This window comes from Thermotoga sp. 38H-to, from assembly GCF_011057665.1.
Classification (GTDB): Bacteria; Thermotogota; Thermotogae; order Thermotogales; family Thermotogaceae; genus Thermotoga.
Genome location: NZ_LNFZ01000001.1, coordinates 185,624 through 205,870 on the forward strand (window position 1 = coordinate 185,624; position 20,247 = coordinate 205,870).

Annotated in this window: 17 protein-coding genes; 11 read left to right on the forward strand and 6 right to left on the reverse strand. The window is 47.5% G+C overall.

Features of this window, described 5'->3' with window-relative positions; translation table 11 throughout:
- The first annotated feature begins 10 nt into the window (after window positions 1-10).
- Window positions 11-1,150: a bifunctional L-alanine/L-glutamate racemase gene (aar, locus tag AS158_RS00900; protein WP_165304350.1), complete on the forward strand. Its 1,140-nt coding sequence runs from the start codon at window positions 11-13 to the stop codon at window positions 1,148-1,150.
- A 38-nt stretch (window positions 1,151-1,188) separates the two neighbouring features.
- Here the strand turns inward: aar and AS158_RS00905 are convergent, their stop codons facing one another.
- A complete protein-coding gene (locus AS158_RS00905; RefSeq protein ID WP_165304351.1) occupies window positions 1,189-1,659 on the reverse strand; it encodes a type II secretion system protein in 471 nt (156 codons plus the stop codon).
- 215 nt (window positions 1,660-1,874) lie between these two features.
- On the opposite strand from AS158_RS00905, the gene gatA reads away from it, so the two are divergent.
- From gatA to ugpC, 5 genes are all read left to right on the forward strand, one after another.
- On the forward strand, window positions 1,875-3,293 hold the full coding sequence (gene gatA, locus AS158_RS00910; protein WP_165304352.1) for an Asp-tRNA(Asn)/Glu-tRNA(Gln) amidotransferase subunit GatA: 1,419 nt from the start codon (window positions 1,875-1,877) through the stop codon (window positions 3,291-3,293).
- Entirely contained in the window at window positions 3,290-4,738 is a 1,449-nt protein-coding gene (gatB, locus tag AS158_RS00915) for an Asp-tRNA(Asn)/Glu-tRNA(Gln) amidotransferase subunit GatB (RefSeq protein WP_165304353.1), read from the forward strand. The genes gatA and gatB overlap by 4 nt, the downstream gene beginning before the upstream one ends.
- A gap of 4 nt (window positions 4,739-4,742) precedes the next feature.
- The gene (locus AS158_RS00920; RefSeq protein WP_165304354.1) at window positions 4,743-5,480 is read left to right on the forward strand and encodes a hypothetical protein; all 738 of its coding nucleotides are present in this window, start codon (window positions 4,743-4,745) and stop codon (window positions 5,478-5,480) included.
- A 119-nt stretch (window positions 5,481-5,599) separates the two neighbouring features.
- Window positions 5,600-5,863, forward strand: coding sequence for a type II toxin-antitoxin system Phd/YefM family antitoxin (locus tag AS158_RS00925; RefSeq protein ID WP_165304355.1), 264 nt, complete (start codon window positions 5,600-5,602; stop codon window positions 5,861-5,863).
- 2 nt (window positions 5,864-5,865) lie between these two features.
- Window positions 5,866-6,969, forward strand: coding sequence for a sn-glycerol-3-phosphate ABC transporter ATP-binding protein UgpC (gene ugpC / locus AS158_RS00930; RefSeq protein WP_165304356.1), 1,104 nt, complete (start codon window positions 5,866-5,868; stop codon window positions 6,967-6,969).
- Between the two features lie 14 nt (window positions 6,970-6,983).
- Here ugpC and AS158_RS00935 read toward each other — a convergent pair whose 3' ends face one another.
- From AS158_RS00935 to AS158_RS00945, 3 genes are read right to left on the reverse strand one after another with little or no spacing between them, the layout of a single operon-like run.
- Window positions 6,984-8,978, reverse strand: coding sequence for a cell division protein FtsA (locus AS158_RS00935; RefSeq protein ID WP_165304357.1), 1,995 nt, complete (start codon window positions 8,976-8,978; stop codon window positions 6,984-6,986).
- The gene (gene mutS2, locus AS158_RS00940) at window positions 8,975-11,248 is read right to left on the reverse strand and encodes an endonuclease MutS2 (protein ID WP_165304358.1); all 2,274 of its coding nucleotides are present in this window, start codon (window positions 11,246-11,248) and stop codon (window positions 8,975-8,977) included. The genes AS158_RS00935 and mutS2 overlap by 4 nt, the downstream gene beginning before the upstream one ends.
- A gap of 3 nt (window positions 11,249-11,251) precedes the next feature.
- Complete coding sequence (locus AS158_RS00945) at window positions 11,252-11,629, reverse strand: hypothetical protein (protein ID WP_165304359.1); 378 nt, start codon at window positions 11,627-11,629, stop codon at window positions 11,252-11,254.
- Window positions 11,630-11,675: 46 nt separating this feature from the next.
- On the opposite strand from AS158_RS00945, the gene AS158_RS00950 reads away from it, so the two are divergent.
- Entirely contained in the window at window positions 11,676-12,635 is a 960-nt protein-coding gene (locus AS158_RS00950) for an N-acetylglucosamine kinase (RefSeq protein WP_165304360.1), read from the forward strand.
- A complete protein-coding gene (gene bglT / locus AS158_RS00955) occupies window positions 12,632-13,879 on the forward strand; it encodes a 6-phospho-beta-glucosidase BglT (protein WP_165304361.1) in 1,248 nt (415 codons plus the stop codon). Before AS158_RS00950 ends, bglT begins: the two co-directional genes overlap by 4 nt.
- A gap of 152 nt (window positions 13,880-14,031) precedes the next feature.
- Here bglT and metE read toward each other — a convergent pair whose 3' ends face one another.
- Window positions 14,032-16,236, reverse strand: a complete 2,205-nt coding sequence (gene metE, locus AS158_RS00960) for a 5-methyltetrahydropteroyltriglutamate--homocysteine S-methyltransferase (RefSeq protein WP_165304362.1) — start codon at window positions 16,234-16,236, stop codon at window positions 14,032-14,034.
- Between the two features lie 175 nt (window positions 16,237-16,411).
- Here metE and AS158_RS00965 point away from each other — a divergent pair, with 175 nt between their 5' ends.
- Window positions 16,412-16,759 carry a cupin domain-containing protein gene (locus tag AS158_RS00965; protein WP_008195329.1) on the forward strand — a complete coding sequence of 116 codons (348 nt, stop codon included), beginning with the start codon at window positions 16,412-16,414 and terminating at the stop codon, window positions 16,757-16,759.
- Here the strand turns inward: AS158_RS00965 and AS158_RS00970 are convergent, their stop codons facing one another.
- On the reverse strand, window positions 16,760-17,383 hold the full coding sequence (locus AS158_RS00970) for a class I SAM-dependent methyltransferase (protein WP_008195328.1): 624 nt from the start codon (window positions 17,381-17,383) through the stop codon (window positions 16,760-16,762). It abuts the gene before it with no gap.
- A 42-nt stretch (window positions 17,384-17,425) separates the two neighbouring features.
- Here AS158_RS00970 and AS158_RS00975 point away from each other — a divergent pair, with 42 nt between their 5' ends.
- Window positions 17,426-19,519: an RND family transporter gene (locus tag AS158_RS00975; RefSeq protein ID WP_241241226.1), complete on the forward strand. Its 2,094-nt coding sequence runs from the start codon at window positions 17,426-17,428 to the stop codon at window positions 19,517-19,519.
- Window positions 19,516-20,247, forward strand: coding sequence for an MBL fold metallo-hydrolase (locus tag AS158_RS00980; RefSeq protein ID WP_008195326.1), 732 nt, complete (start codon window positions 19,516-19,518; stop codon window positions 20,245-20,247). Before AS158_RS00975 ends, AS158_RS00980 begins: the two co-directional genes overlap by 4 nt.

Sequence of the window (20,247 nt, forward strand, 5' to 3'; positions counted from 1 at the left end):
AGGCTTTCTCATGAACATAGATGACATCCTGTTCTCATATGGGGAAGAAGATGTTCCTTTCAAAGCACTGACTTTTCCCATCTTCGAGACCACGAATTTTTATTTTGAAAGTTTCGACGAGATGTCGAGGGCTCTAAGAAACGGAGACTACGAGTATGTATACAACAGGGGAAGCAATCCAACGACGAGGCTGGTTGAGAAAAAACTTGCCACTCTGGAAAAGTGTGAGGATGCTCGCCTTGTCTCATCCGGAATGAGTGCTATCTCCCTTTCCATCCTTCATTTTCTGAACTCGGAAGACCACGTGGTGTGCGTAGACGAGGCGTACTCTTGGACAAAGAGGTTCTTCAGGTATCTTTCCAGAAAATTCGGCATTCAGGTCAGCTTCGTTCCCCCAGACGCAGACAGGATTCTCAAAGCGATCACGAAAAAAACAAAACTTATCTACCTCGAAAGCCCCACAAGCATGAGAATGAGGGTCATCGACATCAGAAAAGTTACGAAGGCAGCAAAAGAACTTGGAATAAAAACCATAATAGACAACACATGGGCTTCTCCTATCTTTCAGAACCCAAAGACACTCGGAGTGGACATTGTGGTTCACTCTGCAACGAAGTACATCTCAGGCCATGGAGATGTGATGGCAGGAGTGATCATCGGAGACAGAGAAGACATGATTGGCATTTTCCAGGAGGAATTCAAAAACATCGGGCCCGTTCTTTCTCCAATAGAGTCATGGCTCATTTTGAGAGGACTCAGAACACTGGAGATCCGCATGAAAAAGCACTATGAAAACGCCCTCGTAGTATCTGACTTCCTCATGGATCACCCAAAAGTCCTCGAGGTGAACTACCCGATGAATCCAAAGTCGCCTCAGTACGAACTTGCCTCGTCACAGATGAGCGGTGGATCTGGTCTGATGAGTTTTCGACTGAAAACGAAGAGTGTAGAGAAGGTGAAGGAGTTCGTTGAGAGTTTGAAGGTCTTCAGAATAGCGGTGAGCTGGGGAAGTCATGAGAACCTTGTTGTTCCAAGAGTGGCCTACGGAAACTGTCCGAAAGAGGACGTGAACCTGATAAGAATCCACGTGGGCCTTGGAGATCCAGAAAAACTTGTGGAAGACCTGGATCAGGCGCTCAAAAAAATTTAAAGCCCCCAGACGGGGGCTTTTTGTTTTTGGAGATGAGATTACCACCAGAAAGCATCGATGATTTTCGTGATATTAACGTTTTGATTATCTTGAGATACTCCATTTCCGTATGTTTCTCTTAGACTTCCTACTACGAGTTCTGCTATGCTTTGGTCTTTTGTATCATACTTAATTGTGATTTCAATTTGAGTGTCGTTATTGGTGGCACTAGTAGTAAGCGTTTTCAGATTAGGATCATCTAAAAGATCATCATCAACAAAACCTTTTCCTTGTAGCTTGTTTCTCCAGTAATTAATATCTTTTCCATTAACATCACTTGACGCTGGTAGTGTTGCCATAAGATATTGTTCCAGTCCTTGCTCCAAACTCCTCAACTGCACCGCTATTCTCGTCGCCCTTGCCTTCCTCATCGCACCCGTTGCCGTTGGAACCAACACTGCCATCAGAGCTGCGATGATAGCCATGACGATCAGAAGCTCAATCAATGTGAAACCCGCTCTTTTCTTCATAAAATCCACCTCCTTAGTTAAAATTTGTTAAATATAGATTTTCATATTTTGTATTATACACCTTGGTAATATAGAATGTCAATATCATAAAGGTGAAATATTACTTACTAAAGATAGAAGAAAACAGTTAAATTCAAAGAAGAACAAATTTGAGACCTTTCTTGTCACGGATTATAACATACTTTTGCTATAATCCACGAGAGGAGGTGATCAATTTGGATTTCAGAAGACTCACAATAGAAGAGTGCCTGAAACTCCCCGACGAAGAAAGGGAGAAACTCCTACAACTTTCCCTGGGAACCATCAAAAGACTCGATCCATACGTGAAGGCGTTCATCTCTGTAAAAGAGAATGTTTCCGTTGAGAAGAAGGGAAAATTCTGGGGAATTCCCATCGCCATCAAGGACAACATCCTGACCCTTGGAATGAGGACGACTTGCGCTTCTAAAATCCTCGAGAACTACGAATCCGTCTTCGATGCCACCGTTGTGAAAAAACTGAAAGAAGCGGGTTTTGTCATCGTTGGAAAAGCGAACCTCGACGAGTTCGCGATGGGATCCAGCACCGAAAGATCCGCGTTTTTCCCCACGAGAAACCCCTGGGATCTCGAGCGGGTTCCCGGTGGAAGCAGTGGAGGTTCTGCCGCTGCAGTCGCTTCAGGAATGGTCGTTGCAGCTCTTGGAAGCGACACAGGGGGTTCTGTGAGACAACCTGCGTCGCTCTGTGGCGTGGTCGGGTACAAGCCCACCTACGGACTCGTCTCCAGATACGGCCTTGTAGCATTTGCAAGCTCTCTTGATCAGATCGGTCCCATCACGAAGACGGTGAGAGACGCTGCCATTCTCATGGAAATCATCTCCGGAAAAGACAAAAACGACACCACTACGATGGACAGAAAAGTGAATTTCCTCTCGGAGATCGAAAACGGCGTCGCAGGTATGAGGTTCGCCGTTCCGAAGGAGATCTACGAGCACAAGATGGAAGACGGTGTGGCAGAGAGGTTTGAAGAGTCCCTCAAACTTCTTGAAAAGCTTGGTGCGAAGGTAGAAAAGGCCAGCATCCCGCACATGAAATATTCCGTTGCCATCTATTACGTTATCGCTCCCGCAGAAGCAAGCTCCAACCTTGCCAGATTCGACGGTGTCAAGTACGGTCTCAGGGTAAAGGAGAAAGGTTTAAAAGAGATGTACATGAAGACCAGAAACGTCGGGTTCGGTGAAGAAGTCAGAAGAAGGATCATGATAGGAACCTTCACGCTTAGTGCCGCCTATTACGAGGCCTACTTCAACAAAGCAATGAAAGTGAGAAGAAAGATCTCCGATGAGCTGAATGAGGTTCTTTCTCAGTATGATGCCATTCTCACTCCCACCTCTCCTGTTACTGCGTTCAAAATCGGAGAGATAAAAGACCCGCTCACTTACTACCTGATGGACATATTCACCATACCGGCGAATCTTGCCGGACTTCCGGCAATCAGTGTGCCGTTTGGGTTCTCAAACAACCTTCCCGTGGGAGTTCAGGTAATCGGAAAAAGGTTCGCAGATGGTAAGGTTTTCAGAATAGCGAGGGCCATAGAGAAGAACTCCCCCTACAACGAAAACGGCATGTTCCCGCTCCCGGAGGTGGAAGCATGAGATACAGACCCGTCATAGGTCTTGAGATACACGTTCAGCTTTCAACGAAGACCAAAGCGTTCTGCTCCTGTCCGGCGGATGTTTTTGAACTTCCTCCGAACACGGCGATCTGTCCCGTCTGTACAGGTCAGCCAGGAGCACTTCCCGTTCCCAGTGAAGAGATGATCAGGTTCGCTGTAAAGACCGCTCTCGCGTTGAACTGCAAGGTTCACAAGTACTCCAGATTCGACAGAAAGAACTACTTCTACCCGGACCTTCCCAAGGGATATCAGATCAGCCAGTACTTCTACCCGATCGCAACGGAGGGTTTCCTAGAGATAGACGGAGACGAAGGGAAAAAGAAAGTCAGAATCAGAAGGCTCCACCTCGAGGAAGACGCCGGGAAGCTCGTTCACGAAGGGGATTCCATCACCCGCGCGAGCTACTCTTTGGTCGACATGAACAGATGCGGTGTTCCTCTCATCGAGATCGTCACAGAACCCGATATTTCCTCCCCGAGAGAGGCTCGTGTTTTCATGGAGAAGCTGAGATCCATCGTGAGGTACCTCGGTGTGAGCACGGGAGACATGGAGAAGGGAGCGCTCAGGTGCGACGCGAATATCTCCGTTGTTGACACAGAAACGGGAAGACAGAGCAACAGGGTGGAAGTGAAGAACATGAACTCCTTCAGGTTCGTCGAGAGGGCTTTAGAGTACGAGTTCGAGCGAATCGTGAAAGCGATGGAGAGAGGAGAAGACGTGGAAAGAGAGACTAGAGGTTGGGACATGGCAACGAAGACCACTGTCTCTATGAGGGGAAAGGAAGAAGAGAGCGATTACAGGTACTTTCCGGAGCCAGACATACCACCCGTTGTTCTCTCTGACGAGTATCTTGAAGAGGTGAAAAACGAACTCCCAGAGCTTCCAGACGAGAAGGCAGAGCGCTTCATGAGAGAGTACGATCTTCCGGAGTACGACGCGAAAGTGCTCACCTCGAGTAAAGAACTCGCCGAGTTCTTCGAAGAGTGTGTGAAGGTGGTGAACAGACCGAAAGATCTCAGTAACTGGATCATGACGGAAGTTCTGAGAGAACTCAACGAAAGAAACATCGAAATCACCGAGTCAAAACTGACCCCACAGCACTTCGCTGATCTTTTCAAACTGATGGATGAAGGAAAGATTTCCATAAAGATCGCAAAGGAGATATTCCCGGAGGTCTTCGAAACAGGAAAGATGCCTTCTCAGATCGTAGAGGAAAAGGGTTTGGTTCAGATCAACGACGAAAAACTCATCGAAGAGCTGGTGAAAAAGGCGATGGAACAGAATCCAAAGGCGGTTGAGGACTACAAAGCGGGCAAGAAGAAAGCGATTGGCTTCTTTGTTGGCTTTGTTATGAGAGAGACAAAAGGAAAGGCAAATCCGGAACTCACCAACAGGATCGTTCAGAAACTCCTGGAAGGGAAGTGATATTTTGAAAAAGTACCTTCTGCTTCTTTTCCTTCTGATCGTGGGAGAAGTTGTGTTTTCTGCCTCCTTCATTTGGACTTCCAGTGGATACTATGTCAGATTCGGAGATACGCTCTTTTTCGAGGCTTTCGAGGACGGATGGGGTGTTGGGATGTCCGTCACCAAGAGTGAGGCAAACTTTCAGAAGCTCGGCTTTTTGAAAATAAAAACCTCGGAGGTACTACTGAAAGCTGGCATTTCCTTCGGAAACACCTGGAACGTCTCTTTCTTCATCGACCAGAGAGACCTCGTTCCATTTCCCGGTAGCCTCCACTACGAATTCTTCATAGGAAGGTTTGGTGGATACGCACTTCTTGAACAGAACTACAACATGAAAATCGGTGGTTACAGGCTCTCTCTTGACAACTTCTCGTACATGTCCGAAAACACCGTCATGTTTAGTAGTGGCCACATTTCCATGGGAAGCACCTCCCTTGCCTACAGAGTTCTGAACAACACCTTTCTTTTTGGTGTATCGGATCCAGACAACGTGGTCTTTCTGGGTGTAGGTGGTCTCAACTGGAAACTGTCCGGTGGAGCGGGTTTCAACTTCAAGCCTACCAACGGAGTCGACCTGAAACTCCTCGTTGCAGCCTCTAGAGATGAGGTTGCTTTCGGTTTCATGGGGCGTGTCAGAAAGGGAAACACCGATCTAACCTTCGTTTTCAACACGGGCAGGTTCTACTTCAACGTGAAATTTTAAAATTTTAAGCATATTTCTTCATAAACGGGGATAATCTTGGATATCCCCGTTTTTTCATCTAAAACGGCGCTTGTAATTTTTTGTAAGCTTGACTATAATTTTGGTCAGGGAGTGAGAAGATGAATCTAAGCGGTGTATCTTTCTACAGTCTGGCAGAAGCGAAGGCAAAGTTCTCACAGGTCGTTGAAGAAACAAAGGGAAAAGATGTGGTCGTGACAAAGAACGGAATTCCGGCTGTTGTGGTGATCGATTACGAGAAGTACAGGAAATTGATGGAGTTTCTTGAAGAGATACTGGACACCTACCTTTTGGACGTTGGCAATGTGGAGAAGTACCTTGAACTCAAGAAATACTTCGAATTCAACGATTCTCAGGAGGTGTGAGGATGGCTCAGGTTGTGCTTGAAAACGTTACCAAGATCTACGACAACAAGGTCGTCGCCGTGAAGAACGCGAACCTGGTCGTCGAGGACAAGGAGTTTGTGGTTCTTCTTGGACCATCCGGTTGTGGGAAGACGACCACGCTCAGAATGATCGCCGGGCTTGAAGAAATCACCGAGGGAAAAATCTACATCGATGGCAAGGTCGTGAACGACGTAGAACCGAAAGACAGAGACATCGCCATGGTGTTTCAGAACTATGCTTTGTATCCGCACATGACCGTCTACGAGAACATGGCTTTCGGTTTGAAACTGAGAAAATACCCCAAAGACGAAATCGACAGAAGGGTCAGAGAAGCCGCAAAAATACTCGGAATTGAGAACCTGCTCGATAGAAAACCAAGACAGCTCTCCGGTGGTCAGAGGCAAAGGGTTGCCGTTGGAAGGGCGATTGTGAGAAACCCGAAAGTCTTTCTCTTCGACGAACCTCTCTCCAACCTTGATGCAAAGTTGAGAGTTCAGATGAGAAGCGAGCTTAAAAAACTCCATCACAGGCTCCAGGCAACGATTATCTATGTGACACACGACCAAGTGGAAGCAATGACAATGGCAGACAAGATTGTTGTTATGAAGGATGGAGAGATTCAGCAGATAGGAACCCCACACGAAATATACAACTCTCCAGCAAACGTTTTCGTTGCCGGCTTCATCGGAAGCCCTCCAATGAACTTCGTTAACGCGAAAGTCGTGAGAGGAGAAGGAGGTCTTTGGATACAGGCATCCGGCTTCAAAGTAAAAGTACCGAAGGAATTCGAAGATAAACTCGCAAACTACATCGACAAGGAGATCATCTTCGGTATCAGGCCTGAAGACATCTACGACAAACTATTCGCACTGGCACCAACTTCAGAGAACACGATCACGGGTGTTGTGGATGTGGTCGAACCTCTCGGAAGTGAAACGATTCTCCATGTGAAAGTTGGAGACGACATGATTGTGGCATCCGTTAACCCAAGAACACAGGCAAAAGAAGAACAAAGAATCGATCTGGTACTCGACATGACGAGAATGCACGCCTTCGATAAAGAAACGGAGAAGGCTATTATCTGAGGGGGCTGGCCCCCTCACTTTTTTATTTTGAAATCGATCACGTCCCCATCCTCGAGCAGTTCAGTGAACATGGTTCTCCTTCCGTTTTTGAGAAGTTCGTAGTCCTTGAGTCCGTCCAGTTTCAGATCCTTGAGAAGGTCTATCACCATGGGTTTGAAGTCTTTCAGCTCCACTTTTTCTTCGTCTATTCTGTGGAGGATTTTCAAAGGAATTTTCTTCAATTCACCGTTGAATGAGACAGTGATGTGGGGAACTTCGAGCGCTTCTTCAAGAGTTTTCTTTCCCTTTTCAACGAGGTCGATCTCTTTTCCGAGCGAAATTTCTTCATTGTCTTTCAGAGGAACTCCCCCTTTGAGGAGATCAAAATTCACGAGGGTGACCCTTTTTTCTTCACCGTTCACGATGACCTTTGTCTTTCCGTAAGAGATCTTCGACTTTATCTCGGAGATCTTTATCTTTTCCGGAAAGCTTATCACATCTCCTTCTTCTACGACCGTATCGTGTGGTACTGGGGTTCCGTTCTTCATGATCTCCGGGAAGATCTCCTCCACTCTTCCATCAGGGAGTTTCACTTTCACAGGTTTCACAAGATCTTTTATTCTCAGTGGAATTTTCTCCTCCTCGGTTTGAATATCTATCCTGTCACCGTGCTTCACTCTGGAGGAGAGATTCGCTTCCTCGCCGTTCACGAAAATCTTCACAGAGGTCTTTCTCTTTGGCCTCAAGAGAGTCTTTCCGTTCAACTCAAAGGAAATCATCTCTCCACCCACGAGCGAGGAGAACCTGTATCCCGCCTGTATGAGCACCTGCATGACCGAGTACCTGCCCACTCCTCCCATGAGCTTCACAGGAACTCTGTTCACGAAAACTTGAGAAAACACAGATCCCCTGTTTCTCATGGCGCTGTAAGCGATTCCCACAGGAGTGATGTACTCGCTTCCTTTGACCTTTCCGGTGAGATCCTCAACAAGACCGGTGCTTTCTACACTCTTCAGAGATACTCTGTCGAGAGGAAGATCCATCTTCCTGGCAAGACTTTCCACAAAACCAGGTACCTTCGCACCGCCGCCGACCACCATCACGACAGACGGGGCTCCACCGTTCAGCTCTGTCGCGACTGTTGAAATCTCCGTTGTGATCTGATCCATAACCGGCTTTATCGCTTCGGAGACCTCCTGAGCGTTCAATTCGATTTCTCTGTCCAGTATGTTCTTCACCTTCACTCTTCCTTCTGAAAAAACGGCTCTCTTCACGTGCTCCGCTGTCTGGAAGTCGAGCAGAAATTTCTTCCCTATAGCTTCCGTTATCTCGTCACCCGCCATGGGGATCATTCCATAGGCCACCACCGTTCCTTCCTTCGAGATGGCTATATCGCTCGTTCCCGCACCTACATCGACGAGAGCTATGTTCAGATACCTGAGATCCTCTGGGACGGCCAGATCCATTGCCGCTATCGGCTCCAGCGTCACATGAACCGGTGTGAGCCCTACAGTCTCCAGAACCCTCATCAGGGAATCTACAACGTGAACGGGAAGGAAAGCGGAGACCACCTTAACGTAAGCCTTTCCGCCTCTGTGCCCCTCAAGCTTTTTCATCCACATTCCGTCGAGCCTGTACTCGACGACGGAGTATCCCACACAGAAGAAGTCCTCTTCCACGTTTTCCTGCGCCTTTGTCACCGCTTCTATTTCAAGCTTCATCACGTCTTCGCGGGTGATGTGTCCAGCCTTGGAAAGATCCAGCTCCGCCTCTCCTGTTTGAGTTTTCAGAAACCTTCCCGCAAGGGCCACAGCCACCTCTTTCAGTTCGATTTCGTTTCTCGACTCGAGTCTTTCTTTCACCTCCTTCACCGTTTCCGCCACTCCGAGCACGTCGTGAACCTGACCGTCGAACATTGTGCGTGTTTTGTGCTCTATCAGTTCAGAATCCACGATTCTGATTGTGCCTTTCTCCTCAACGACGATCAAACCCGCTATCTTTCTGGTGCCCACATCGAGAGCGAAGATCACACTTTCACCTCCACAACCGTGACACCCGTTCCCCCCTCAGAAGGTGTTCCGAATCTGAAAGAAACCACTCTTTTGTCCTTTCTCAGCATCTCCCACACTCCGGATGCGAGCTTTCCGGTGCCTTTTCCATGTATTATGTATCCCTTGCTGATGCCGCTCATCACCAGGTCATCGATGAACTTCTTCACAACCGGTTCCGCCTCTTCAACAGTCATTCCCCTTATGTCTATCTCCGTTCTGAAGGTTGAAAGCCTGTAGGAGAACGCTGAAGATTCTTCCTTCTCTTCTTTTTTTGCTTTTCTCAGTTTCGACACGGGCACCTTCAATCTGAGGAAACCGAAATCAACAAGGGCGGTGTCACTTTTCACCTCAACGACCTTTCCCACAGAGGTTCCGCCTTCCATTCTCACGTGATCTCCAGGTTTTATTTCTTCTTCAGGCGCTTCTTCGATTCTCTTTCGCTCCAGATCTTTCTTCTCCTTCTCTATCGTCTTCACCGCTTCTCTCATCTCATCAACGCTGCCAGTTTTTGCCACGTGTATCGCCTGATCGAGTTCTTTTTTGACCTTTCTGATGTAATCGTTGAGCTCCTTCAATTCCCTGTCGAACTCTTCTATCTTCATTCTTCTCAGTTTTTTATAGTCTTCTTCATACTTCTCCCTCAGTTTCAAGTACTCTTCGCGTTCTTTCTGGAGTTTTCTCTTCTCCTCTTCGAGAAGCGAGATCTTCTCGTGGAGAGACCTTATGAGCCCCTCGAGTTCCATCTCCTCCTGAGAGAGTCTCAACCTGGCGTTTTCGATTATACGTTTGTCGAGTCCTAATTTTTCTGCTATCTGGAAAGCGTGAGAACCTCCGGGAACCCCCACCAGGACCCTGTAAGTTGGTGAAAGGGTTTCCGGATCGAACTCCATGGAAGCGTTCAAAAGCAGGGGATGGTTCATGGCGAAGACCTTCACAGGTGTGAGGTGTGTGGTCGCAAAGATCGTCGCCCCTTTTTCCAGAAGATTCTCTATTATCGCGATAGCGAGGGCGGCTCCTTCTACCGGGTCCGTCCCTGAACCCAGCTCATCGAGGATGACCAGTGAATCACTGTCGGCGTTCTTCACGATCTCCACAATCTTCTTCATGTGTGACGAGAAAGTGCTGAGGCTCTGTTCTATGCTCTGCTCCTCGCCGATGTCCGCCATGATCTTTGGAAAGACCTTCAGCTCTGTGCCCTCATCGCAGGGGAGAGGGAAGCCACTCATCATGAGTGCGGTGAAAAGACCAACGGTTTTCACAGTCACAGTCTTTCCGCCCATGTTTGGACCCGTTATGATGAAACCTCTTTTGTTCGGTGGAAGTTCAAGATTTATTGGAACCACTCTTTCTTTTGGTATCAACGGGTGTCTTGCGTTGACAAGCCTTATCCGCGAGGAAGGTTTCACAACGGTTCCGTTGAACTCTCTTGCAAACTTCACCCTCGCGTAGAGAGAGTCGAAACGCGCTATGAGTTCCACGTTCCTCTCAAGGTCACTGAGCCTGGAAAGGAGCATGTTCGTCAGCTGTCTCAGGATCCTACTGATCTCCAGCCTTTCCTCCTCTTCTAAAAGACGCACCTTGTTGTTCAGTTCGACGAACTCGTCGGGTTCCAGAAAAACGGTGGCACCGGAAGAGGAAAGATGGTGAACGATCCCCCTCACCGCGTTCTTCATGGAAGCCTTCACAGGGAAGAGATATCTTCCATCCCTGTAAACGTACATCTGTTCTTGAAGGATCTGGGAGTGCATCCTGACGAAATCATCGGCCTTTCTCTTTATCTCACTGGAAAGACGCTTCTTTTCCGTTCTGATCTCTCTTAATCTGGGACTCGCACGGTCCGAGATCTCTCCATCCTGTTCTATGCACCTATTCACCTCTTCTACGAATTCCCTGAAGGAGCTGAGCCTGGAGAAGGTCTCTTTGAGCCTGATGTATTCACGTTTTTCAAAGTCTTTTTTCAGAATGTCACAGCCTTCGAGAAACACAGAAACACGGAGAAGATCCCACGGTTCCAGAGAGGATCCGGACTTCACCTTCTCCACTTCCTGAGAGATGTCGTCCAATCCTTTTATGGGGGGCTCTCCCCACCTGACAAAGTAGTTCAGAAGCTCCTCCACGAGTTCGAGCTCGTCCCACGGGTTCACCGTCGGTCTGAGAGTGTCCAGATGTTTTCTTCCCAGGTCAGAGAGTGCATATTTCTTTATTATCTCCACGACTTTTGGAAAATCGAGTGATTCGAGATAATCCACTCTTCACCACCCCAGTCTTATGAACAGAGGAAATCTGATGCTCGAGTCCTTCAATGTTATCGAATAACCGAAGCCCCATTTCATTCCTTCATACTTTTTCCAGAATAAGTTAACGACAGCAAGATAAGGCTTCGAAGAAAAGCCCACCCTTGTCTCAAAGGTGAACATGAAATCCCCCAGATCCAGATTCCTCACAGCACCGATGAAAAAACAGAGGGAGGAAAAATCCCAGAGTTCCACACCCGTTGTATACTCTCCAGTGTCCATGCCCACAGACGACACGGTTTCTCCTCGTGAAAAATCGTAGGAGAAACTCACAAAGACGTCTCCCTTCATCTGAACGGAGACAATCACGAGCAGAACGAGAATGATTTTTCTCATGTTTTCCACCCCGAAACGATTATACTATGATGGGGAGGTGAAGAGATTGCTCTTTCTCGGAGTAGATGTGGGGGGAACGAAAACACTGGCCGTTCTCAGCGACGATCAGGGAAACGTCCTGGCCGTTCACAGAGGAAGAGGAGCAAACTATCAGGTCGTTGGAAAAGAAAGTGCTGTCAGGAATCTCAAAGATGTGATCGAAGGCATCCTGAACAGGGCTGGAAAGACCAGAGAAGAGATCGATTTTGCCTTCTTTGGATACGCGGGAGCGGACTTCGACTACGAGATGAAGATCGTGAGAGAGATTCTGGAAAATCTCGGTCTTGAAAAATTCGACTTCGACAACGACGGAAGGATAGCCCTGAGATCTGGGGTTTTCAACGACATCGGCATCATGGTGAGCTGTGGAACAGGTAGCATCTCCTACGCTTCGGACGGCAGAAGAGTGAACAGAATAGGAGGCCTTTCTTTTTCGCTAGGTGAGAGACTCGGCTCGCACTACACCGCTTCTCTTGTAACCTCCGCTGTGATGAGGGCAAAGGACGGCAGAGACGACTGGACGACACTCGTTGAAGAGGTGGAAAAAGAGATCGGCCCGGTGGAGAACCTTTTGAGATACGACTACGAAGGAGGATACACAGCGGAGTTGGTCAAAAAGGTGAATCAGGCACTGTTCAGGTGTGCCGAAAAAGGTGATGCGGTTTCTCTCAGAATTTTCGATGAGATCGTGGTTGAAGTGAAAAAAATCATCGACGCGCATAGAAAGGCACTGAACTTCACACCTCCCATCAAACTGATCCTGGAGGGAAGCTTCTTCAAGAACGCTCCTTCACTTCTGATAAACATGATAGAGAGCGCAATTGGTAGAGAGTACGAAATCGTCATACCGGAGCACGACCCTGTGATCGGTGCCGTGTTGTTTGCAATGGAACGGGTGGGACTGAGAGTAACAGAGGACCTTTACAACAGACTGGTGAGGAACTACCTCAGGGAGGTGAAGAAATGAGAATTGCGGTGATAGGTGGGGGAAGCAGCTACACCCCGGAGCTGGTGAAGGGACTCCTCGACATCTCCGAGGATGTTCGTATTGATGAGGTGATCTTCTACGACGTCGATGAAGAAAAGCAGAAAGTCGTCGTTGATTTTGTGAAGAGACTCGTCAAAGACAGGTTCAAGGTGCTCATCAGCGACACCTTCGAAGGTGCTGTCGTGGACGCGAAGTACGTGATCTTTCAATTCAGACCGGGCGGACTCAAGGGCAGGGAAAACGACGAAGGCATTCCTCTGAAGCATGGTCTCATAGGTCAGGAGACAACAGGGGTTGGGGGATTTTCAGCGGCTTTGAGGGCGTTTCCCGTAATTGAAGAGTACGTTGATACCGTGAGAAAAACATCGAACGCGACCATCATAAACTTCACCAATCCATCCGGCCACATTACGGAGTTCGTGAGAAACTACCTCGAATACGAAAAATTCATAGGTCTCTGCAACGTTCCCATAAACTTCATCCGGGAGATCGCAGAGATGTTCTCAGCAAGGCTCGAAGACGTGTTCCTGAAGTACTACGGCCTCAACCATCTGAGCTTCATAGAGAAGGTCTTCGTAAAAGGTGAAGACGTGACGGAAAAGGTTTTCGAGAACCTGAAGCTGAAGCTCTCCAACATACCAGACGAAGATTTCCCGGCGTGGTTTTACGACTCGGTGAGGATCATCGTGAATCCTTACCTGAGATATTATTTGATGGAGAAAAAGATGTTCAAAAAGATCTCCTCGCACGAGCTCAGAGCAAGGGAAGTGATGAAGATAGAGAAAGAACTCTTCGAGAAGTACAGAACCGCTACCGAGATACCGGAAGAACTCACAAAGCGCGGCGGCAGTATGTATTCCACTGCGGCGGCTCACCTGATAAGAGACCTCGAAACCGATGAAGGGAAGATACACATAGTGAACACGAGGAACAACGGCTCGATCGAAAACCTCCCGGATGATTACGTTCTCGAGATTCCGTGTTATGTGAGATCCGGTAGGGTCCACACGCTCTCGCAGGGGAAAGGAGATCACTTTGCTCTTTCCTTCATCCACGCGGTGAAGATGTACGAACGACTCACAATAGAAGCGTATCTGAAGAGATCGAAAAAACTCGCCCTGAAGGCTTTGCTCTCCCATCCCCTCGGACCCGATGTGGAGGACGCAAAAGACCTTCTCGAAGAGATACTGGAGGCGAACAGAGAATACGTGAAACTGGAGTGAAAATACAAAAGAGGGGGAATTTTCCCCCTCTTGTTTTTGGTCGACCATTTTGTATTATACCACAAACTGTTCCTGTTTGTCAAGCACTTTTTCTATTCCGTTTCTTCTTCTGAAATCATTATACCACTTTCCCGTGAAAAGACAAGTCCCCCTCAACTTTCGAATTTATTCCTCAACTCCTTCGCAAGTGTCACCATGTTTCTGAGCGATGGAATTACTTCATCCCAGTTTCTCGTCTTGAGACCGCAGTCGGGATTGATCCAGATCAGTTCCTCAGGCAGTACCCTGAGAACTCTTTCGACTATTTCCCTCATTTCGTTGATGGAGGGAACAGCAGGAGAGTGGATGTCCCAAACACCAACACCGATCTGCTTGATCCATCCCTTGAAATTTTCAAAGGCAGAAATGATCTCACCTTTACTCCTCGAAGCCTCAATGCTGATCACGTCGAACTCCAGCTGGTGGATGTACTCAATTATTTCGTTGAAATCCGAGTAGCACATGTGGGCGTGGATCTGTGTTTCCGGTCTCGCGTTGGCCGCCAGGTTGAAGGCGTTTATCGCCCATTCGAAGTACTCAGGCCATTTACTCTTTTTGATGGGTGCTTTTTCTCTGAACGCGGGCTCGTCGATCTGCACGATTTTTATTCCCGCCTCTTCCAGATCCTTCACTTCTTCGTTTATCGCAAGGGCTATCTGGTAGGCTATTTCTCTCTCTGGGATGTCTTCCCTGTAGTAGCTCCAGCTCATGATGGTGACGGGTCCTGTGAGCATTCCTTTGACGGGCTTTTCCGTGAGAGACTGAGCGTAGGTGATTTCTTTGAGCGTCATGGGTTCTGGTCGTGTGACGGTGCCGTATATGATTGGTGGGCGATAACACCTCGAACCGTAGGAGAGAACCCAGCCGTTCTGAGTAGTGGCGATGCCGTTCAACTTCTCAGCGAAGAACTCAACCATGTCGGTTCTTTCAAACTCACCGTGCACAAGAACGTCGAGTCCTATTTCTTCCTGAAGTTCTATAGCCTTTTTTATCTGTTCCTTTATGAAAGCTTCATATTCTTCTTTGGAAATTTCTCCCTTTCTGTATTTTGATCTCATCTTTCTCACTTCAGGAGTCTGCGGGAAAGAGCCAATGGTCGTTGTTGGAAAGAGTGGAAGGTTCAGTCTTTCTCTTTGGATTCTGTCGCGCTCGGTGTATTCTTTCTCCCTTCTGAACGAATCTTCTGGAAGATTTCTTACCCTCTCAACAGCTTGGAGGTCCACCGCGAAATCTTCAAAAGACACGTTAGGAAGGTCAAATGTTTTGCCTTCCAGGAAATCTTTCAACATTTTTAGCTCTTCGAGCTTTTCTTTTGCAAAGGCAAGTTTTTCCTTCAATCCGCCTGGCAGATTGTTTTCCAGTTCCAGAGTCACTGGAAGATGAAAGAGTGGGCAGGAATTTGAGATGGCACTCGCACCGAGTTTTTCTACCAGCGATGCCACCTTTCTGAGATCCACTTTCCAGGGCTGGCGGCCGTTTATCACACCAGCCACGAGTTTTTTGTCTTCCGGGAACCCGTGTTTTTCGAGATTTTTCAGATTTTCTTCGTTCGAAACGAAATCGAAGTGAAGTCTCTTCACCGGAAGGGAGACGCACGCTTCGTAGTCGGAAACGCTGTCGTAATAGGTGAAAACAGTCAGTGGAAATTCTGAAAGCTCACGGTACACGTTCAGTATCAGATCCCAGTGGGCCTTTTCAAGATCGCAGACGAAAGCGGGTTCGTTCACGAGAATCTCCTTACAGCCATTTTCCACGAGCTTTTCGAATACTTCTTTGTAAACAGAAACGAGGCTTTCCAGCAGTTTTTCCATTTGATTTGGTCTTCTGATCCACTCGCCGTTTCTTTTGGAAAGGTACAGGAAAGTGAAAGGACCTATCACCCACGGTGCTGTTTCTATTCCCTTCGATTTGAAGAACAGATAATCCTCAAGAGGTTTGTTTTCGAGAAGATAGAACTCTTCGGTTTCTATTTCCGGAACGAGGTAGTGATAGTTGGTATTGAAGAATTTGGTCATTTCCAGAGCCTTTCCACCGCGCGCCATATCGAAGTACGTTGAAAGTCCTCTGTACTCACCGAACCTCTCCGGAACTGCCCCCACCATCACCGCTGTGTCGAGCACAAAGTCGTAGTAGGAAAGTTCGTTTGAAGGAATCACATCGACGTTCTTTCTGTAGTTTTCCACCATGTACATTCTGAGTTTGTTCATCTCTTCCTCGAACTGTTCTTCCGTGATCTTTCCCTTCCAGAAATCCTCCAGAGCCTTTTTGAATTCCCTCTTTTCTCCTATCTTCGGAAAACCGAACGCGTAAGCCTTCAACCCTTTTCACCTCCATTTGTTGTATGTTTTGAAAACATGATACCACATGTTGTGTGTAACATGGTTAACAGAAGGAAAATTTGCATAAACATTTTTTGAGGGAAAAACTGGCTCTTTCAGATTGTGATGTGTGATATACTCAAAGTCAGAAAAATCGATGAAGGAGGGAACAGGTATGGTCGTGAGATCTTCTGAAATCACCCCTGAAAGGATTTCTAACATGCGCGGTGGGAAAGGTGAAGTGGAAATGGCACATCTTCTCTCCAAAGAAGCTATGCACAACAAAGCAAGACTCTTTGCCAGAATGAAACTCCCTCCCGGATCTTCCGTGGGGCTTCACAAACACGAGGGGGAATTCGAAATCTACTACATCCTCTTGGGAGAAGGCGTCTTCCACGACAACGGAAAGGACGTTCCCATAAAAGCAGGAGACGTGTGCTTCACGGATTCTGGAGAGTCTCATTCGATAGAGAATACAGGAAACACAGACCTTGAGTTTCTGGCGATAATCGTTTTGCTCTGATTAACTTTTTCGCCCCGCGATCACCACAAAAGCCCCTTCGCCGTATCCTTTTAAGACAGGCTCAACATCGGTGAGTTTTGAGGGATGGTTGAAGAGTGTCTGAACCACTTTGAAGTCCCCAAAACCCACCATTTTCATTAGGTGCACTATCTCTTCGGTCGAGAAGAATCTTGCACGTTTGTAGAAGAGGCTCTTTTCCTTCTTTTCTTCGTACTCTCTTCCCAGAAAACTTTCTCTGCCCACAATACCAACGATAATGTGTCCTCCTTTTCTGATCACTCTTTTTGCTTCCTGCAAAGCCCTCAGTGGATCATCCACAAAGCAAATCGTGGTGACCATCAGTGCAAAGTCGAAGCTTTCATCCTTCAGTGGCAGATTTTCCGCTGTTCCTTCTATCACCAGTATTCCCCTTCTTCTTGCTATCTTTCCCATGCGTTTTGAAGGTTCCACCCCGATCTTTATCTTCAAAGGAACAGCGAACCTTCCTGTACCAACTCCTATCTCCACTCCCCTTCCCTCTGGAAGAAGGGCCTTCACCGCTTTGAGTTCAGAAAGATAGGCGAATTTATGCTTTAAGAACCACTCCTCGTACTCGTTCACGAAGTGTTCAAAGACATCCCACATGCTTTTTCACCGTCCTTCCTGATAAAATAAAGTCCACGGGAGGTGACACCTTTGTTCGAAGAGTACACCTCTTTTGTTTTCAAAAACAGAAAGAAGATCTTCGCGGTGGTGCTGGTACTGAACATTTTAGCACTCTTTGGGCTTTTCAGGCTTCACTTCACAACTGAGTTTTCCATTCTGATGCCTCAGAAATCCCGTCAGAAAGAGATATACGAGAAGATGAACGGTGTCTTCAAAACAGGAGAACAGCTTGTGGTGATGGTGAAGACGAGCGTCGATCCCCTGAGCAGAGAAGGAATAGATGAGATCTTTGAAATAAAGGAAAAACTCTCCTCCGTTGAAGGTGTAAAGACAGTCATACCACCCATTCCGGAGAAGTTTCCCGCTGGCTTCAGGCTAGTGGAGACAAAAAACATGTCCGAAGAGCAGTACAGAGACTTTCTAAACTATGTTGAAAACATGAAAGACTTCCTCAACGTGAGGAAAATGGAAGATGGATACTACTCCCTCTTCATGATACTTCCCAGAAACAGTGTAAATCCCGATGAAATCGAAAGTGCTCTTTCAGGATATGAACATTACCTCTCTGGAACACAGTATCTGGAAGACCAGATATTTCGCTATCTTCTGTTCATGATATTCACGCTTCCTCCACTCGCCGTTGTTCTTCTTCTGAACGTCTTCAGAGTACAACTTGGAAGGTTCAGGTACGCTATTTTATCTTTGATACCGGCGGGATTCGCCGCCCTCTGGACGCTTGGCTACGTGATGGGATGGATGGGACAGAACCTTTCCATCATCACGGTTCTGGTTCCCATATTCACCATCGTCATGGGAAGTGCCGATGGGCTTCACTTCGTCTCGCACTTTCTGGAACGAAAGAAAGAGGGAGAGAATACGTTCAACGCCATCAAAGATACTCTCGAGAGTGTTGGAAGGGCGATGATCCTCACCACACTCACCACGATGGCAGGATTTCTCTCTTTTCTCACTTTGAACTCTCAGTCCATGAAACAGATGGGACTCCTCGCCGCCGCTGGAATCGGTCTTGCGGGAATTTCAACGTGGATCGTACTTCCCGTAATACTGTCAGGAATGGAAGATGTTGAGATCAAAAAGAAGGAAAGCAGCCTGGCCCGGCTTTTTCAAAGACTTTCAAAGCGAGCGTGGATCATCACACTGGTGGTTCTTTTCGCCTTCCTTCCAGGCACATTCCTTCTGAAGGCAGACCTCAACATTCTGAAACTCTACAAAGGCTACACAAGGGTCAGAAAGAACGTGGAGAAGATAGAAGAGATCTTCGGAAGGGCTCTGCCCGTTTATGCCGTTTTCGAGTCAGAGAATCTGCTCTCTCCAGACTTTGCCCGGAAGGTCCTTTCGATGGAAGAAAAACTGAAGAGCAAAGGATACGATGCCTTTTCCGTCTACGATATCCTTGTGAAGATGAACGAACATCTCTTCAAAGAAGAAGGTTACCCGAAAATCCTTGCAAGGGCGCTGATACTCAAAAGACTTCTTCCAGAGGAGTACACGAACAACTTTCTATCCGAAAGCACAGGAAGGGCTTTCATCTTTCTGGATAACCTCGACAGAAACACTCTCGAGGAAGTGGAACACATAGTGAAAGAAAGCGGCTTTCAGGTGACGGGGCTTCCCTACATCATAAAAGAGATGAACGACTCGATCGTTCATCAGCAGGTACTTTCGGTGGTGCTTGCTGTCAGCATGGTCTTTCTCCTTCTTGTTCTGTTTCAGAGAAGTTTTGTCATTCCAGCAAAGGCGATCGTTCCTGTTCTGATCTCGCTTGTGTCTCTTTTTGGTTTCATGGGGCTTTCTGGGATTCCTCTGAACCTGATCACGGCAAACATGGCCGGAATAGTGATCGGGGTTGGAATAGATTACGCCATACATGTGACGGAGCTGTTCAGATATTACAGGGATCTGGAAAAGACGGTAAAGATCGCATCCACACCAATTCTGGCAAACGCCTTTGGTCTTTCTGTGGGGCTTTCCGCTCTGATTCTGTCACCCTTCACGTTCCACACTTATCTTGTCGCAATCATGTGGGTCACGATGACCGTGAGCTCTTTCATGAGTCTTGTGGTTTTGCCAAAACTTCTGGAGGTGAAAAGATGAGGAAAAACGAGTACACCTGCACCTTGCTCGAGCCCGGTGTATGGCACATCGCCGACTACAGGGGAGACAGTATGTACCTGGTAGTGGGAGAAGAGAAAGCCCTCCTCATAGACACCGGTATGGGAGAAGGTGACCTGAAAGGTTTCATAAGATCCATCACGGAAAAACCCATCGAAGTTGTTCTCACCCACGCCCACTGGGATCACATCATGCAGGCAAACCAGTTCGAAAAGGTGTATCTCAACCACAGGGACCTTCAGATCATAGAACTGTTCAAAATACAGGTGGATTACAAAAACTTTCTGGACGTGAGAGAGGGAGACAGTTTCGATCTTGGTGGAAGAACGCTCGAGGTGATCGAAGTCCCGGGACACACACCAGGGTCGATCGCTCTTCTGGACAGAGAAAACAGGCTGCTTTTCAGCGGGGATTCGGTGGGGGCAGGACACACCTGGATGCATCTTCCGGGATGTCTTCCACTGAGAGAGTACCTTAAAAGCCTGAAAAAACTCAGAGAGATCGACGGTTTCGAGAAGATCTACCATGGGCATCTGAGTGGCACACAGTTGAAACCTTTTGGACCAGATTATCTGGAAGACCTCATAAAGGCTGTGGAAGGTGTTATCGATGGGTCACTGAAGGGCGAGCCGTATCCCTATGGAAACTTCAAGGGTCTCTATGCAACATGCGGCACGGCAGTTCTGGTGTACAATCCAGAGAAAGTCTGA

Excerpts from the sequence above, each read along its gene's own strand:
- AS158_RS00965 (WP_008195329.1), top strand. The coding sequence starts at position 16,412 with ATGGTCGTGAGATCTTCTGAAATCACCCCTGAAAGGATTTCTAACATG.
- gatB (WP_165304353.1), top strand. The coding sequence starts at position 3,290 with ATGAGATACAGACCCGTCATAGGTCTTGAGATACACGTTCAGCTTTCA.
- AS158_RS00945 (WP_165304359.1), bottom strand. The coding sequence starts at position 11,629 with ATGAGAAAAATCATTCTCGTTCTGCTCGTGATTGTCTCCGTTCAGATG.
- AS158_RS00925 (WP_165304355.1), top strand. The coding sequence starts at position 5,600 with ATGAATCTAAGCGGTGTATCTTTCTACAGTCTGGCAGAAGCGAAGGCA.
- aar (WP_165304350.1), top strand. The coding sequence starts at position 11 with ATGAACATAGATGACATCCTGTTCTCATATGGGGAAGAAGATGTTCCT.
- AS158_RS00980 (WP_008195326.1), top strand. The coding sequence starts at position 19,516 with ATGAGGAAAAACGAGTACACCTGCACCTTGCTCGAGCCCGGTGTATGG.
- AS158_RS00970 (WP_008195328.1), bottom strand. The coding sequence starts at position 17,383 with ATGTGGGATGTCTTTGAACACTTCGTGAACGAGTACGAGGAGTGGTTC.
- bglT (WP_165304361.1), top strand. The coding sequence starts at position 12,632 with ATGAGAATTGCGGTGATAGGTGGGGGAAGCAGCTACACCCCGGAGCTG.
- AS158_RS00905 (WP_165304351.1), bottom strand. The coding sequence starts at position 1,659 with ATGAAGAAAAGAGCGGGTTTCACATTGATTGAGCTTCTGATCGTCATG.
- ugpC (WP_165304356.1), top strand. The coding sequence starts at position 5,866 with ATGGCTCAGGTTGTGCTTGAAAACGTTACCAAGATCTACGACAACAAG.